Below are 15,616 nucleotides of genomic sequence, written 5' to 3' on the forward strand. Positions count from 1 at the left end.
AAGACAGGGTGAAATAAAGCATGTCGTCATGTGCTTTTTCGATCCCAGTCAAAACTGAGCTGCTGTTGATTCTGAGAGGCTTTCGATGCAAGGCCTACAGATAGGCCAATTAAACGTATTCCACGCCCCTGCTGTCTCTCCAGGGCCTCTCTGAGTAGTAATGGAAATACTTCCCTGTTAAAGACATCCTGACGATGTTCGACGGTAGTTTGTTGAAAATCAGAAAACTTGAGTTTTATACCCTGCCGATTAATCTCTCTTTCCGCCAACACTGGAGCCAACCTCTTTTCAAGCTCATCGTAAAGGGTCTCCATGACGGCCAAACATTCATGCTGTGTACTTATATCTTGGGCCAATGTGCGTTCAACGCCCACGGACTTTCGTTCTCGGTGAGTCTCAACATCCCGGTCATCAATACCGTGGCTGCGTTTCCAGAGTGAATAGCCAAATTTACCAAATTGTTTTACTAGCTCAGTGCTGTCATATTTTTGCACATCTGAGCAGGAATACAGGCCAAGACCGTGGAGCTTTTTTAATGTGACTTTTCCTACTCCCGGAATTTTTTCAAGCGGCAGTGTTTGAACAAAATCATCAATTGCGGCAGGTGGTATAACGCAAATTCCATCTGGCTTATTAATATCAGATGCAACCTTAGCAACAAACTTCACTGGAGCAACGCCAGCTGACGCTGTCAGCCTGAGTTCATTAACAATATCGGCTCGAATACTTTCCGCAATTCGCGTCGCAGAGCCTTGGTGGAGGGTGCTGTCTGTTACGTCCAGGTAGGCTTCGTCTAGAGAAAGAGGCTCAATTTTATCGGTGTAACGAGAAAAAATCTCACGAATCTGAAGAGAAACGGCCTTGTACTTCGCCATGTTACCACGGACAACTTTGAGGTTTGGACAAAGGCGTAATGCGTGTGCTGTCGCCATCGCAGAACGTACCCCGTACTCTCGGGCTATGTAATTGCAGGTAGAAATCACTCCCCGACGCTTTTCAGAACCACCAATCGCCAGAGGTATAGAAGCTAACGATGGATCGTCTCGCATCTCCACTGCGGCAAAAAAGCAGTCCATATCAATGTGGATGATCTTTCTCATAGACAGAGTATTAACGTTTCAAGACTGTTTATTTATACAGTGTTAATCAAATATGTGAAAGTGGAATATGGCAAGTCTTTGAAGGAAATAACGTAAATATTGCAGACAAGAAAAAACCGCCCGTAGGCGGCTTTCCTTACGACATCAGAGGATTTGGTTTCTCTTCCATTCCTCTGCTCTTGCAGCTCTTGCTTCACGTTTTTTACGTGCATCACAGGGCTCGGGACAGTTACAAATCCTTTCAATACCCAAAGGTCCAAGACCTCCGCAGCTTCCGCTGATAGTTTTACGCTGAACTATGTAACCAATCGCCATGCCGCCAATGACGAGCAAGAAGATAGAGAATGTCACAAAAAACACAGACATTCAGTGACCCTTATTTAGACAAATACTTAGCAAACGCGTCTGACGCAATCTCATCGAAACCTTCATCTGTCTTCACGATAAAGAAGGCAGGAATGTTCTCTTTGTTTGCCAGTTCACGCGCTTTTTCCGCTCCCAGCACCATAAAGCCAGTAGAGAGACCGTCAGCGGTCATACATGACTTATCCAGAACAGTCACTGATACCAATCTGTGTTTGATCGGGTTGGCTGTTTTAGGATCTATGGTATGAGAATAGCGTACACCATTTTCCTCAAAATAGTTACGATAACTACCCGAAGTGGCCATAGCCATATCACCCGGTGCGATGATTTCCTGTACAGACTGAAGACCAGCAGTCGGCTTCTCGATAGCAATTTTCCACGGTTTGCCTTCTTGATTCAGACCTTTAAGCTGTAATTCACCACCGATTTCTACCAGGTAATTCTGTGCCCCGATGCTTGCAAGATAATTAGCAACTACATCCACGCCATAACCTTTCGCAATTGACGAAAGATCGACATAGAGCTCAGGGATGTCTTTTTCCAATTTATTGCCATCAACAGACAAATGTTCTATACCGACTATCGCACGGCGCTCAGCTATCTGCTCTGCCGATGGTACACGATCAGGTCGGCCTTCAGGACCAAAACCCCAAAGATTAACCAAGGGTCCCACGGTGATATCCAGTGAGCCTTCGGTGAGTTTATTTATACGAAGTGCTTCCGTTATCACCTTGGCAGTGTCTGCAGATACTTCAAAAGGCTTTGAGTCTCTTGACTGGTTGAAACGGCTCAGTTCAGAATTCTTTCTATACGTCGACATCTGGTCGTTGACCAGCTCGAGGCGCTTATCAATTTCAGCCTGGATGGCTTTGGCATCAGGAAGATTCCCCTCATCAGTGAATTTCACTGAATAGTAGGTTCCCATTGTTGAGCCCTTGAGATGAACAAGCTCAGGTGCTTTGTCACACCCAGCGACAGACAACATTAGACCGATAACCAGGCCTATGTGTAAGAAGATTTTTTTCATCACGTATTCCACATTTTGCGAGACAGATTCCAGAAAAAATAACTGAATAGCATCCTTGTTTCTTCTGCCCTTTACGAAAAATGGCTGACCCAAACAGGTCAGCCATACATCCATTATTTCAATAGCTTATCTAGCCACCGAAGTCATCCAACAGAATATTTTCGTCTTCAACACCGAGGTCTTTCAACATGCCAATAACGGCCGCGTTCATCATCGGTGGACCACACATGTAATATTCACAGTCTTCCGGCGCTTCATGATCTTTCAGATAGTTTTCATAAAGGACATTGTGAATGAAGCCAGTGTAACCGTCCCAGTTATCTTCTGGCTGCGGATCAGACAATGCACAGTGCCAAACGAAGTTGTCGTTTTCTGACTGCAAGCCGTCAAAGTCCTCTACATAGAACATTTCACGCTTGGAACGAGCACCGTACCAGAAAGACATCTTACGGCTGGAGCCCAGACGTTTGAGCTGGTCAAAGATGTGTGAACGCATAGGCGCCATACCTGCACCACCGCCCACGAAAACCATCTCGTTGTCAGTATCTTTCGCGAAGAACTCACCGAACGGCCCAGAAATGGTTACTTTATCACCATGCTTCAGAGACCAAATGTACGATGACATGATACCCGGAGCAACATTAGGATTATTAGGCGGCGGCGTAGCGATACGCACGTTCAACATAATAATGCCTTCTTCCTCTGGATAGTTAGCCATTGAGTAAGCACGAATCGTTTCTTCGTTCACCTTAGACTCGTAACGGAAGAGATTAAATTTCTCCCAGTCGCCACGGTATTCCTCAGGAATATCATAGTCTGCGTATTTAACGTGGTGCACAGGTGCTTCAATTTGGATGTAACCACCTGCGCGGAACGGCACAGATTCACCATCCGGAATTTGCAGCTTAAGCTCTTTGATGAAGGTCGCTTTGTTGTCATTAGAGATAACAGAGCATTCCCACTTTTTCACACCAAAGATTTCTTCAGGCAATTCAATTTCCATGTCAGATTTTACTGCAACCTGACAGGCTAGACGCTCACCTTCACGAGCCTCACCCTTCGAAATGTGGTCGAGCTCAGTCGGCAGAATATCACCGCCGCCAGAGCTAATCTTCACACGGCACTGGCCGCAAGAACCACCACCACCACATGCAGATGATACAAAGATACCTGAACCTGCTAACGCACTCAGCAGCTTACCGCCAGCTGGCGTGTTAATTGTTTTGTCTGCATCCCCATTGATGAGAATGCTGATGTCACCTGATGGTACCAGCTTGGATTTGGCGAACAAAATCACCAAAACCAGTGCCAGTACAATAAGAGTAAACATCACAACACCAAGAATAATGTCCATTGACTATACCTTAATTCGCGGTTTACCCGACTTACAGTTGTACACCGGAGAAAGACATAAAGCCTAACGCCATCAGACCGACAGTGATGAAGGTGATACCCAGACCACGGAGTCCAGGTGGTACATCAGAATACTTCATCTTCTCGCGGATACCCGCAAGTGTCACAATTGCCAACATCCAGCCGATACCTGAGCCTACGCCGTATACTACAGACTCAGCAAAGTTGTAATCACGTTGTACCATGAAGGATACACCACCGAAGATTGCACAGTTAACTGTGATCAGCGGTAGGAAGATACCCAGTGCGTTATACAGTGGCGGGAAAAAACGGTCCAGAATCATTTCAAGAATCTGTACCAGCGCCGCAATTACACCAATAAAGGTGATGAAGTTAAGGAACGTCAGATCGACGCCCTGAACCAACGCATTTTCACGCAGAACATTGGTGTAAATAAGGTTGTTAACCGGTACTGCGATTGCAAGAACGACAGTTACCGCAACACCCAAACCGAATGCCGTCTTTACCTTCTTCGAAACGGCCAGAAACGTACACATTCCAAGGAAGAAAGACAATGCCAGGTTTTCGATAAAAATCGAACGAACCAGCAGACTAATATAATGTTCCATGACGTCTTACCCCTTCGCTTCGACTTGTTCTGGTTTCAGACTACGAATACCCCAGATCAGAAGACCGATCAGGAAGAACGCAGAAGGTGCCAGCAGCATCAGACCGTTAGGCTGATACCAACCACCCTCAGATATCAAAGGCATTACAGGCATACCGAACAGCTTGCCAGAACCCAGCAGCTCACGGAAGAAACCAACAGTAACAAGGACGAAACCATAACCAAGACCGTTGCCAATACCATCGATGAATGACGGTAAAGGAGCAGACTTCATCGCATATGCTTCAGCACGACCCATAACGATACAGTTAGTAATGATAAGACCAACGAATACTGACAGCTGTTTAGAGATGTCATACACATAGGCTTTCAACACTTCATCAACCACGATAACTAGCGATGCAATGATCGCCATCTGGACGATGATACGCACTGAGTTAGGTATATGGTTACGAATAGCCGAAACGAACAGGTTCGAGAAAGCAGTTACAAACGTTACTGCGATAGTCATTACGAACGCTGTTTCCAGCTTTGTGGTAACTGCCAGTGCCGAACAAACACCGAGTACCTGCAGGGCAATCGGGTTGTTATCTAGGACTGGTGCCCACAGATTCTTTTTAAGTTCTTTCGCTTCAGCCATTGTTCAGGCCTCCATTACGAACCTTAGCTAGGAAAGGTCCGAAACCGTTGTCGCCAAGCCAGAAATCAAACGTGCCCTGAACACCATTACTGGTCAGAGTCGCACCTGAAAGGCCATCTACACCGTGAACATCACCCGGTTGTGCACCGCCTTTAACGACTTTTAATGCAGGCTGACCATTATCATCAAACAGCTCTTTGCCCACAAACTGCGCACGCCAGCGAGGGTTTTCAACTTCACCGCCAAGTCCCGGAGTTTCACCTTGCTTGTAGTAAGTGATGCCCGCCACTGTGTTACCGTCGGTTTCGATAGCAACGAACGCGTACATCATCGACCACAGACCGTTGCCATGTACTGGCAGGATCATGCGAGTCGTGTTGCCCTTGTCGTCTTTCACCAAATAAACCTTAGCAAGGTTGGCACGACGTAAGATCTTAGCTTTGTCTTGCTCAGGCGTAAGTGCTACTGACTTATCCGCCTCTTTTGCAGCAAGGTTTTGATTGTACGATGCTGCATCTACTGCATTGCTATACTCACCAGTATTCAAATCAACCAGCTTGGTTTCAATGTACTTGTCGAACATTTCAGTAACGTTCGAGGTGTCGCCAGCGAGACCAGCCACGGCGATAATGTTGCGCTGAACATCCAGGCGCGCATTTTCCTGTTGTTGAGGGCGCAGAAATACTGCCGCCATCGATACAATCACTGAGCACACTAGGCTCAGTGAGATTACAACTGTCAGCGTTTTCTTAAAACTATCGTTATTGCTTGACACGAGCCAGTCTCCGTTTGATGTTGCCCTGGATAACCAGGTTGTCGAACAGCGGTGCAAACAGGTTCGCGAACAGGATAGCCAGCATCATACCTTCTGGGTATGCTGGGTTAACCACACGAATCATTACAGCCATTGCACCGATCAAAATGCCATACCACCATTTCGCTTTGTTGGTGAATGAAGCAGAGACGGGATCGGTTGCCATAAAGAACATACCAAACGCAAATCCACCCAGAACAAGGTGCCAGTGCCAAGGCATGTTAAACATTGGGTTAGTGTCAGAGCCAACAACATTGAACAGGGTCGCTGTCGCCACTAGACCAATCAGCACACCCAGCACGATGCGCCATGACGCAATGCCCAGACCAATGATGAACAGACCACCAATAGCCAAAGCCAGTGTTGAGGTTTCACCGATTGAACCAGGAATGTTACCAATGAAGGCATCCATCCAGGTGATAGTCTGACCTGTTACGTTGTGTACCAGTTCTCCTTGACCACCAGAAGCCCATTGACTCAACGCTGTCGCGCCAGAATAACCATCGGCAGCAGTCCATACGAGGTCGCCTGATAGCTGTGCCGGATAGGCAAAGAACAGGAACGCACGGCCAGCCAGCGCTGGGTTAAGGAAGTTACGGCCAGTACCACCAAAGATTTCTTTCGCCAGAACAACACCGAAGGTGATACCCAGCGCAGCCTGCCACAATGGCAGAGTTGGCGGAACGATCAAAGCAAACAGAATCGACGTAACGAAGAAACCTTCATTAACCTCGTGTTTACGGACCATACAGAACAGCACTTCCCAGAAACCACCCACGATAAACACGGTTGCATAAATCGGTAGGAAGTAGGTAGCGCCCAGCAACATTTTACTGACCCAGCTTGCGTCAGCGGATATGCTGCCGCCCATTGACTCAGTCAGCCAATAGTGCCAGTTACCTGCAATAACAGTCGCCAGTTGATCGCCCTGATACAAGTGAGTCAGTGCAATGATCGCTTGGTTACCTGAGTTGTACATACCCCAAAACATTGCTGGGAATACGGCCAACCACACCATAATCATGATGCGCTTCAGGTCGATGCTATCGCGGACATGGGAACCCTTATGGGTTACCAGACCTGGCGTATAGAATATAGTTGCGGCTGCTTCGTACAGCGCAAACCATCTCTCATGCTTACCACCAGGTAAAAAATTAGGTTCAATTTTCTCTAAATAATCTTTCAGGCTCATGGTTACCCTTCCTTCTCAATTTGGTCCAGGCACTCACGGAGCATCGGGCCGTACTCGTATTTGCCAGGGCAAACAAAAGTACATAAAGCCAGATCCTCTGGATCCAATTCCAGCGCGCCCAGTTGGGCCATGCTGTCAAGGTCACCGGCGCAAATGTCACGAAGTAACATTGTCGGTTCGATATCCAGAGGCATTACTCGCTCGTAGTTACCAATTGGAACCATTGAGCGCTCACTGCCGTTTGTGGTGGTTGTCATGTTGAAAAGCTGGCCTTTGAAGAAAGTGCTCAGATACGCTCGGGTAACAGAAAACTTGTTCTTACCCGGAGTGATCCAGCCTAGCAATTCTTTCTCGCGACCTTCGCTCAGGACAGACACCTGAAGGTGGTAACGACCCAGATATCCGTGGGAACCGCCAGCTTGTGTACCACTTAGTACGGAGCCGGAAATAATACGGACTTCACCTGGCATCAATTCGTTTTCAATTAGTTGCTCAGTTGATGCACCAAGATTTGTACGGACCAAACGTGGCTTATTAACAACTGGGCCAGCTAACGAAATGACACGGTCTGTGTAGACTTCACCCGTCAGGAACAAGTTACCGATAGCGATAACATCCTGATAATTCAGATGCCAAACCTGTACATTCATGTCGACTGGACGCAGGTGGTGGATATGAGTACCCACAAGACCTGCTGGGTGCGGACCGGTAAATACCCTTTCCTCGACATTCGACTGAGTGCTGCTTGGCAACGTCACGTCGGCCTTACAAACATACACTTTGTTTTCAGTCAGGCAGGAAATGGCATCAAGGCCCGCTACAAACGCTTCCTGTTGCTCATTGATCACCAGCTCCGGATTAACAGATAACGGGTTGGTGTCAGTCGCAGTAACAAATACAGCTGCTGGCGACGCATCAATAGCAGGCGTTTTTGAGAATGGTCGGGTACGGAACGACGTCCACATACCTGATTCGACGAGTTGCTCAACGACTACCTTGCGGTCAAGCGAGGCTATGTCTTTTGCTTCGTACTTATTAAAAGTGACTTGCTCGTTGCCAGCAATCTCAATGACCACTGACTGAAGAACACGTTTAGCACCACGGTTAATCTCAACCACAGTACCCGCAGCCGGAGCAGTAAATTTAACGCCAGCATTCTTTTTATCTTCAAAAAGAATTTGACCTTTTTTTACTACATCTCCAACGCGAACATGCATCGTAGGACGCATGCCAACATATTCTTCGCCAAGCAAGGCGACTTTAGTGATGGCTGGGCCATCATTTATCACCTGAGCAGGAGCCCCAGAAATTGGGATATCCAAACCCTTTTTTATTGTAATCATACGCACTTGCACTACATTAACGGGAAAAAGAATACTTTTGATTGCGCAGTTTATACACGACCTTGCACTGTCTTACCGAACGAATATCCATCAATAAGACTTACTTCCATTAGCCTGACTGGATGTCTCGACAGCCAGCGGCATTTTACAGGGTCGGCATTCTATCATTAACCAAAGAACCGATTCTATGGTATTCGATGCGATAGCTGCTTAATTTCTGGCAACTGCACAAATAATAACCACTTTAGTCACGTTATTTTGAACCAATGCACGTTTTCAAACAGACTGTGAGTAAATTACATCAATTTGCTTATTTCACACCGAGCTCAGAAGAGATTTCATTATTTATCCACTCGATTTTATTGATGAATTGCAAAATTTTACAATTTGAATTTTCATTCACTTTTCAAAGCATAGACCTTAAAACTGTCTAAGTAGGGATATCTACTGTGTAATGATGAAAAAATATTACATCAATCTAACTGTCAACGTTTGTTTCCGCCCAGACAGTTTGGTGAGTCCGGTGCAATACCCTTCTCTTTTTGCCATTCAATGTCTGTATAAGTGTGCATGGCCAATGCGTGGATATGGTTCTGTAACTCATCGGCCAATGTCGTGTTTATGGCTCGGTGGCGACTAATAAGTCTCTGTCCTTCAAAAGATTCACTGACAACAATCACTTTAAAGTGACTTTCCGAGCCCGCCGGAACATTGTGCATATGACTTTCATTAATGACTTCAAGATATGACGGAGAGAAGACATCTTTTAATTTTTGTTCAATTTTCTGTTGGATAATCATACCGGATCCTTTTTTAGCGCAGTTGACCGCAAAGAATAGCCAATGAATGAGAGTGGTAAAAATTACACTGTGTCTCAAAAGCATTGTTATTGCAGTCTTCATTTGTTCTGCGACAATATACTGCATTATCATCAGCACCACACAAATTACACCTCATGAAAACCGAACTCGAAATAAGTGGAGCAGTATTTTCACTTCACCGCTACCCAGTGCAACGCAATGAGACGCTTCAGGCATGGGACGCCGCTGATGAATATCTCATCGAAGAGATAGAAGCACTTGGTTTGCCGATAAATAGCCATATTGCAGTCATTAATGATGGGTTTGGTGCGCTCACCTGCTGGAGTCTTCTTAAAGGCTATCGGGTTACCCATGTCAGTGACTCTGTGTTAAGTCAGAATAGTTGTAAGGAAAACCTAAGAGCCAATGAGTTAACGGGCGCCAGCTTTATCGACTCTCTTACCGATATGCCTGATGATATTGATGCCATCATCATGAAACTACCGAAATACTCGCGGCTCCTCGTGTGGCAACTTCAGCAGATCGCTTGTCTTATGCCGCGTGAAATAACGGTGCTCGCAGGCGCAAAAGCAAAAGACATCCATACTTCGACCCTAAAGCTATTTGAAAAGCATCTTGGGTCAACCACCACATCGCTGGCGAAGAAAAAAGCTCGTCTGATCTTTTGTCAGCCGCAAAAACAGCGCGAAGCAATGCCTGCTGCGACGACACAATTTTCTGTTGATGAGTTCGGCTTGGAGCTTGAGAATCATGCCAATGTCTTTTCTTCTGAGAGCTTAGATATTGCCGCTTACCTGATGCTGAAACATATACCTGATGACTGTGGCAACGGGCACATCGTTGATCTTGGATGTGGTAACGGTGTCCTGGCTGTACAAGCAGCAAAACTTAACCCTGAAGCATTTGTCACCGCAGTTGATGAAAGCCACATGGCTGTCGCATCCGCGACACGTAACTTATTGAAACACGGTATTGCAGAGGAGCGTATCAAGTGTCTGGCCAATAACTGTCTTGATGGTTTTCCTGCTGATACGGCGGATTTAGTTATGTGCAACCCTCCATTCCATCAACTTAATGCTGTCACAGATCATATTGCTTGGCAGATGTTTAACGATGCGCGCCGCGCATTAAAAAGAGAGGGCCGCTTGCTAGTCATCGGTAACCGTCATCTTGGATATCACAGCAAACTCAAAAGGCTATTCAGTAAAGTCAGCGTCATAGCCTCCAACAAAAAATTTGTTATTTTGGAAGCAAAGCAGAACTGAAAAATTCTCATCTTTGGCAGAGACATAAACATTGCGTGCAGTCTCTGCCCCTCACCACTTGCCAAAGGCCCACCGAGATCTGTTACCCTACACCAGCTATTTTTCTGGTGCCTGATTCGAAAAAGCGGACATTCAGACAAATGTTTTGTGATGATCAACGAGTTCTGACGCTGAAAGGCGAGCTTTTAGTCAATGTTATATGTTCCCTTGGCTATCATGCTAAATTAAAAGGCCTTTTAGATCAGGCTGACGCGCATGCATCACACGAATTGAAAGCCGTTTGACGCTAACGTGAAACAAACACAAGGATGCCCCCAAACATGAAAAAGCTTTTTTCTGCCATAGGGCTGACATTTCTTCTGTCGGCATGTAGTGCTCCTCAGGCACCTCAACTGAATATTACCCCTCAACCAGCAAAGGTGGCAGCTTCGACGCAAAACAGCGGTAAAACTGTCGACCTAAGCAGCCGTGACCTCCGGACTGCACAGTATGTCGCTGTTGTCGACAATGGACGACGAAGTGTTGACCCTATTCATGCCAAAGCAAACCTGAGAGTGGCGCTTGAAAACGCACTAGGACAACAACTCAGTGCGCAAGGATTCACTCTGTCATCGGCTTCAGAGGGAAAACTCCGCATGGATCTGCTCGAGGCACTGGTCAAGGTTAAGCACAACGTCTTTAACCATGAAATGGATAGTCAGGTACAAATACAGCTTGTTGCTGAGAGCGCCAAAGGTAAATTCGTGAAACGCTATCGCGGCCAGTCAAAAATTGAAGATGCCGGCAGTGCATCGCCTGAAGATATGGAAACTGCCCTGAACTCCCTGTTGGAGGCGGTGCTGAATGACATTGCCAACGACAAACAACTCACACTCTATATGGATCAAAACTTCTGATGAAAACAATGTTGAAAGCAGTGCTTTTGTCTGCCGCTCTCATACCGTGCGTGGCATTGGCAGGCCAGAAAGTAAAGGTCGATACGACCATGGGGGCCTTCACGCTCGAGTTAAATGAACAAAAGGCGCCTAAGACAGTCGCTAACTTTATTCGATACGTTGAAGATGGTAGTTACGTAGGCACACAGTTTCATCGAGTGATATCCGGTTTTGTTGCTCAGGGTGGAGGCTTCGATAAGAACTTTAAGCGCCTTTCAACCTACGAAAACGTCGTCAACGAATCCTCAAATGGACTGAGCAATGCTACCGGCACTATTGCTATGGCACGGACTCAGGATCCAAACTCAGCCACCAGACAGTTTTATATCAACCTCAAGGACAATACATTCCTTGATGGCAGTAAGACCAAGCCCGGTTATACGGTTTTCGGCAAGGTGACTGATGGGTTTGGTACCTTCACAAAAATGGCGAGCGTAAAAACAGGCGTCAAAAACGGAATGCGTGACGTGCCAACGAACCCGGTGGTCATCACCTCTGTCACTTTAGTCAAATAACATCGGCACCTAATCTTACTATTGAAAACCGCCTCAATGGCGGTTTTTACTTTTCCGTAACACAAGATATCCAGCACTTTGATTTAAATCGCGTTTTTATTTTGACGAACTCGGGTAGGCTTCCTCCCTTTACTGCCACCACTCTCAAAGGATGATTTCATGAGGAAGTTTCTAACTTTAGCCACATTATTGCTTGCCCCGATCATGGCTTTTGCCCACACCAGTGCTGATGCCGTGTACAAAAAAATCAATGAAAGAATGACTTACATGCCCGATGTTGCTCTTTTTAAGGCACAGCATCAGCTTGCCATTGAAGATCTTCAGCGAGAATCTGTTGTTCTGGAAAAGGCTAAAACCTCAAGCGCGAACTACCAGCTTGATAGTGAAAGTATTGACAGCTTCACCGTTGCATTGATGTCTGCAGCAAAGGCCATTCAATATCGTCGTCGTGCCGAACTCCTTTCTGTGTCTGCTGATGAACAGCCTGTTCCAAGAGATTTAAAAAAGGTGATTCGTCCTGCTTTGCTCAAGCTGGGAGGCGAACTGAACTCAGCGATTGCCAGCCATCTCAAAATGGGAAGAAAATTTACAGACTCAGACTATGAGATATTTGTCAGCCACCTGACCGCTCCTTATCTCAGCGAACAAGATAAGGTGATGATTTTCAAATCACTACAAAAAATCACGCTACAGAGATGATACGGTAAGTTTACCTGTCATATGGACGATAAGATGAAAGGAAACATTTGCGTAAAATATAATAATCCATCTTATTTTCAATGAGATAAAACGTTTCCTGCTAGCGCAAACGTTATGGCGCTCAAAAATTGACACCTTTCGTTCACCATTCATACCACAAAGCCCATTTCTGCTGAGTTGCACATGGTGTTGAAATGAGCAGCCGGGTAGGATGGACAAATAACAAACATAAAATTAGGCAGGGAGAAAATTATGCCACAGAACACCCCACTCTCATGGTGGGACACCCTTCGCAGCTTCGCTGACCGCAGACTTCTCTGGGTGTTTATGTTGGGTTGTGCCAGTGGGTTTCCATGGGTGCTTATCGGTTCCAATATGTCAGGCTGGCTTAAAGATGCAGGGTTAACACGAACAGCAATCGGCTTTTTTGGCTCTGTCTTCGCGGTGTACGCAATCAACTGGATGTGGGCTCCGCTGGTTGACAGGGTAAAAATTCCTGTACTGACCAACAGCCTTGGACAGCGCAGAAGCTGGATCTTTATGACTCAGCTGGTGATGCTGGCATGTACAGTCGCCATCGCAACGACAGATCCCGGCGTCAGCATTGTAATGACCTCGGCACTGGCATTTGCCATTGCGCTTGCTTCGGCAACTCAGGACATCGCAGTTGACGCTTTTCGTATAGACAGCTTCCGGGAAAGTGAGAGCAACAAAATGCCACAGGCCGCGGCAATGGCCGTGATCGGGTGGTGGACAGGCTACAGTTTACCCGGCTATCTGGCGTTCATTAATGCGGATGCCATTGGCTGGAATGGCGTCTATTTTGGTATGGCCGGATTTGTGGTCCTGCTGATGCTGTTTACACTTTTTGTCGGGGAGCCCGAGACAGATCGGGAGAAATTGCAGTCCGACGCCAGCGAACGTTATCGCCACCTGCTGGGCACTACCAATACGTCTGCTGTAAAAAGGCTGGCGGTGTGGTTCATTGTCACTGTTGTGGAACCGTTTGCCGACTTCTTCCGCCGAAATGGCGTGAAAATAGCCCTCACCCTGCTGCTGTTTGTCTTCCTGTTCAAAATTGGCGAAGCCTTCCTGGGCAGGATGTCCATTGTATTTTATAAGGAAATTGGCTTCAGTAACGAGCAAATCGGTCATTATTCAAAACTGATTGGCTGGGGAGCCACCGTCGCCTTTACGCTGCTGGGCAGTCTGGTTAACGTCCGCTATGGCGTTGTCAGGGGACTGTTGATTGGTGGTACCGCGATGGCAGCCAGTAACCTGATGTTTGCATGGATCGCGCAGGTGGGACCGGATGAAAACCTGTTCCTGTACACCATTTTGGTCGACAACTTTACGACAGCCTTTTCAACCATTGCCTTTGTCTCCTTCCTTACATTCCTGACAGGCCGTGCATTCTCAGCAACCCAGTATGCGCTGCTCGCTTCGTTGGGGAATCTGGGAAGAACCACCATAGCGTCTTTCAGCGGCGCATTGGTCGACTGGCTGAATGACTGGACGATCTTCTTCGTGTTGACAGCAGTGATGGTGATCCCGAGCCTGCTGATGATTATTGCGCTCCGTGGTCACTTCTCAAAGCTGGCCGGAGAGGACACCACCGAACAGGTTGAAGCGACAGAACAGCCAAATAACAGCTGAAATGATAAATAATCTGTCTTCAAAGGGCGCAGTTTTCTGCGCCCTTTTTTTTGTTTACTATCCAGTTCCACAAACGTTCTGGGCGAACTATGTTCTCCCCTCTAACCTGTCTCTTTAGATAGAAAATCACGACGGGGATGTTATGCTTTGGCCAAAGCACTATGTAGGGAACATCCATGCGATTTACCATTGCCGGAGCGGGTGCAATTGGCTCTTTATGGGCCATCCAGCTGTCGAAGGCCGGCCATCAGGTCCAACTTTGGACCAGAGATGAGAAGACTACTGACTGGCGTCAGCTAGAGTCGGAACCCCAACATTCCTTTACCTGCAATAACAGGAAATTTCTGTCCCAAAGTGACTGTATTTTGGTCACGGTAAAAGCGTTTCAGGTAGTGGAGCTGTTGAGTGATATAGCAGCGAATATTCATCCTGATGCTTTACTGATGATCATGCATAACGGAATGGGGACGGAAACAACCGTCGCAAAAAAATTACCGAAAAACCCTATGGTTTATGCGACCACGACTCACGGGTGCTTGCGTCTCTCTGAACATGTAATCCGCCATACTGGTTTGGGTAAAACGTTACTCGGTGCAATGAACAGTAAGGCACAGCAATGCAGTTTCCTCGCTGATGTGTTGGATCATGCCTTACCGCCGTGCCAGTGGTCTGATGATATTGCTGCAGCCTTATGGGATAAATTATCAATCAACTGTGTCATTAACCCACTGACAGCCCTTCATCAAGTTAATAATGGTCATTTACTGGATCCCTCATTTGAATCAGAGATTACCTCCCTATGTCAGGAAATCACTGCAGTAATGGGTGCTGAAGGTATCCATACATCTGTCACACAACTGGTTAATCAGGTGTTTTCTGTGGCGTCAGCGACTGCGACCAACTATTCATCAATGAATCGAGACATTCATTTTCGTCGTCAAAGTGAAATTGATTACATCAATGGTTACCTGATCACTCGTGCAAAATCTCATTCTATTGCGGTGCCATGTAACGAAAAGCTGTGGCACGCAATTAAGCAATTGGAGCAAAATTATGACAACGCCTAGCGTACTGATTTGTCTGGCCCCCGGCAGTGAAGAAATGGAAGCCGTTACCGTGATTGACGTGATGGTCAGGGCTGGATTTACCGTCACTGTCGCCAGCGCCGCACCAGACGGTGATTTGACCATCGTATGCTCACGAGGAGTACGATTGCTGGCTGATATTCCCCTTGTTCAGGTTGCTGATAATGAGTTCGACTG

At 46.7% G+C, this 15,616-nt stretch carries 17 protein-coding genes; 7 read left to right on the forward strand and 10 right to left on the reverse strand.

All coding sequences use genetic code 11. The annotated features are described in order from the left end of the window. Positions 1-26: 26 nt before the first annotated feature. The 10 genes from dinB to bolA all read right to left on the reverse strand — a co-directional run bounded on the left by dinB (position 27) and on the right by bolA (position 9,260). Positions 27-1,100 (reverse strand): DNA polymerase IV, encoded by a 1,074-nt coding sequence (dinB, locus tag A8L45_RS14880; protein WP_083228355.1) that lies wholly within the window; start codon positions 1,098-1,100, stop codon positions 27-29. A gap of 144 nt (positions 1,101-1,244) precedes the next feature. Then, positions 1,245-1,466, reverse strand: coding sequence for a (Na+)-NQR maturation NqrM (gene nqrM / locus A8L45_RS14885; protein ID WP_068903635.1), 222 nt, complete (start codon positions 1,464-1,466; stop codon positions 1,245-1,247). A gap of 10 nt (positions 1,467-1,476) precedes the next feature. Further along, positions 1,477-2,493, reverse strand: a complete 1,017-nt coding sequence (locus A8L45_RS14890) for an FAD:protein FMN transferase (protein WP_068903668.1) — start codon at positions 2,491-2,493, stop codon at positions 1,477-1,479. Between the two features lie 130 nt (positions 2,494-2,623). After that, positions 2,624-3,847: an NADH:ubiquinone reductase (Na(+)-transporting) subunit F gene (gene nqrF, locus A8L45_RS14895; protein WP_068903637.1), complete on the reverse strand. Its 1,224-nt coding sequence runs from the start codon at positions 3,845-3,847 to the stop codon at positions 2,624-2,626. Positions 3,848-3,878: 31 nt separating this feature from the next. After that, the gene (gene nqrE / locus A8L45_RS14900; RefSeq protein ID WP_068903639.1) at positions 3,879-4,475 is read right to left on the reverse strand and encodes an NADH:ubiquinone reductase (Na(+)-transporting) subunit E; all 597 of its coding nucleotides are present in this window, start codon (positions 4,473-4,475) and stop codon (positions 3,879-3,881) included. A 6-nt stretch (positions 4,476-4,481) separates the two neighbouring features. Next, positions 4,482-5,114 (reverse strand): NADH:ubiquinone reductase (Na(+)-transporting) subunit D, encoded by a 633-nt coding sequence (locus tag A8L45_RS14905; protein WP_068903641.1) that lies wholly within the window; start codon positions 5,112-5,114, stop codon positions 4,482-4,484. Continuing rightward, a complete protein-coding gene (locus tag A8L45_RS14910; protein WP_068903644.1) occupies positions 5,107-5,889 on the reverse strand; it encodes a Na(+)-translocating NADH-quinone reductase subunit C in 783 nt (260 codons plus the stop codon). The genes A8L45_RS14905 and A8L45_RS14910 overlap by 8 nt, the downstream gene beginning before the upstream one ends. Further along, entirely contained in the window at positions 5,876-7,120 is a 1,245-nt protein-coding gene (locus A8L45_RS14915) for an NADH:ubiquinone reductase (Na(+)-transporting) subunit B (RefSeq protein ID WP_068903646.1), read from the reverse strand. The genes A8L45_RS14910 and A8L45_RS14915 overlap by 14 nt, the downstream gene beginning before the upstream one ends. A gap of 2 nt (positions 7,121-7,122) precedes the next feature. Next, a complete protein-coding gene (locus tag A8L45_RS14920) occupies positions 7,123-8,463 on the reverse strand; it encodes a Na(+)-translocating NADH-quinone reductase subunit A (protein WP_068903648.1) in 1,341 nt (446 codons plus the stop codon). A gap of 485 nt (positions 8,464-8,948) precedes the next feature. Next, on the reverse strand, positions 8,949-9,260 hold the full coding sequence (gene bolA, locus A8L45_RS14925; protein ID WP_175401997.1) for a transcriptional regulator BolA: 312 nt from the start codon (positions 9,258-9,260) through the stop codon (positions 8,949-8,951). A 158-nt stretch (positions 9,261-9,418) separates the two neighbouring features. On the opposite strand from bolA, the gene A8L45_RS14930 reads away from it, so the two are divergent. The 7 genes from A8L45_RS14930 to A8L45_RS14960 all read left to right on the forward strand — a co-directional run. Beyond that, positions 9,419-10,549 (forward strand): methyltransferase, encoded by a 1,131-nt coding sequence (locus A8L45_RS14930; protein ID WP_068903672.1) that lies wholly within the window; start codon positions 9,419-9,421, stop codon positions 10,547-10,549. A 320-nt stretch (positions 10,550-10,869) separates the two neighbouring features. Continuing rightward, the gene (locus tag A8L45_RS14935) at positions 10,870-11,445 is read left to right on the forward strand and encodes a YajG family lipoprotein (protein WP_068903651.1); all 576 of its coding nucleotides are present in this window, start codon (positions 10,870-10,872) and stop codon (positions 11,443-11,445) included. A gap of 8 nt (positions 11,446-11,453) precedes the next feature. Continuing rightward, positions 11,454-11,999, forward strand: a complete 546-nt coding sequence (locus A8L45_RS14940; RefSeq protein ID WP_175401998.1) for a peptidylprolyl isomerase — start codon at positions 11,454-11,456, stop codon at positions 11,997-11,999. Positions 12,000-12,158: 159 nt separating this feature from the next. Further along, positions 12,159-12,698 (forward strand): gamma subclass chorismate mutase AroQ, encoded by a 540-nt coding sequence (gene aroQ, locus A8L45_RS14945; RefSeq protein WP_068903653.1) that lies wholly within the window; start codon positions 12,159-12,161, stop codon positions 12,696-12,698. Positions 12,699-12,950: 252 nt separating this feature from the next. After that, positions 12,951-14,354 carry an AmpG family muropeptide MFS transporter gene (locus A8L45_RS14950; RefSeq protein WP_068903654.1) on the forward strand — a complete coding sequence of 468 codons (1,404 nt, stop codon included), beginning with the start codon at positions 12,951-12,953 and terminating at the stop codon, positions 14,352-14,354. Positions 14,355-14,530: 176 nt separating this feature from the next. Then, on the forward strand, positions 14,531-15,421 hold the full coding sequence (gene panE / locus A8L45_RS14955; protein WP_068903655.1) for a 2-dehydropantoate 2-reductase: 891 nt from the start codon (positions 14,531-14,533) through the stop codon (positions 15,419-15,421). Further along, a partial coding sequence (locus tag A8L45_RS14960; RefSeq protein WP_175401995.1) for a DJ-1/PfpI family protein occupies positions 15,408-15,616 on the forward strand: 209 nt, incomplete at its 3' end. The genes panE and A8L45_RS14960, both read left to right, overlap by 14 nt.

It is taken from the genome of Veronia pacifica (genome assembly GCF_001707825.1).
Taxonomy (GTDB): Bacteria; Pseudomonadota; Gammaproteobacteria; order Enterobacterales; family Vibrionaceae; genus Veronia; species Veronia pacifica.

What these genes read in the sequence shown, in the direction of transcription:
- dinB (WP_083228355.1), bottom strand. Translation starts at nt 1,100, where the DNA reads ATGAGAAAGATCATCCACATTGATATGGACTGCTTTTTTGCCGCAGTG.
- nqrM (WP_068903635.1), bottom strand. Translation starts at nt 1,466, where the DNA reads ATGTCTGTGTTTTTTGTGACATTCTCTATCTTCTTGCTCGTCATTGGC.
- A8L45_RS14890 (WP_068903668.1), bottom strand. Translation starts at nt 2,493, where the DNA reads ATGAAAAAAATCTTCTTACACATAGGCCTGGTTATCGGTCTAATGTTG.
- nqrF (WP_068903637.1), bottom strand. Translation starts at nt 3,847, where the DNA reads ATGGACATTATTCTTGGTGTTGTGATGTTTACTCTTATTGTACTGGCA.
- nqrE (WP_068903639.1), bottom strand. Translation starts at nt 4,475, where the DNA reads ATGGAACATTATATTAGTCTGCTGGTTCGTTCGATTTTTATCGAAAAC.
- A8L45_RS14905 (WP_068903641.1), bottom strand. Translation starts at nt 5,114, where the DNA reads ATGGCTGAAGCGAAAGAACTTAAAAAGAATCTGTGGGCACCAGTCCTA.
- A8L45_RS14915 (WP_068903646.1), bottom strand. Translation starts at nt 7,120, where the DNA reads ATGAGCCTGAAAGATTATTTAGAGAAAATTGAACCTAATTTTTTACCT.
- A8L45_RS14920 (WP_068903648.1), bottom strand. Translation starts at nt 8,463, where the DNA reads ATGATTACAATAAAAAAGGGTTTGGATATCCCAATTTCTGGGGCTCCT.
- A8L45_RS14930 (WP_068903672.1), top strand. Translation starts at nt 9,419, where the DNA reads ATGAAAACCGAACTCGAAATAAGTGGAGCAGTATTTTCACTTCACCGC.
- A8L45_RS14935 (WP_068903651.1), top strand. Translation starts at nt 10,870, where the DNA reads ATGAAAAAGCTTTTTTCTGCCATAGGGCTGACATTTCTTCTGTCGGCA.
- A8L45_RS14940 (WP_175401998.1), top strand. Translation starts at nt 11,454, where the DNA reads ATGTTGAAAGCAGTGCTTTTGTCTGCCGCTCTCATACCGTGCGTGGCA.
- aroQ (WP_068903653.1), top strand. Translation starts at nt 12,159, where the DNA reads ATGAGGAAGTTTCTAACTTTAGCCACATTATTGCTTGCCCCGATCATG.
- A8L45_RS14950 (WP_068903654.1), top strand. Translation starts at nt 12,951, where the DNA reads ATGCCACAGAACACCCCACTCTCATGGTGGGACACCCTTCGCAGCTTC.
- panE (WP_068903655.1), top strand. Translation starts at nt 14,531, where the DNA reads ATGCGATTTACCATTGCCGGAGCGGGTGCAATTGGCTCTTTATGGGCC.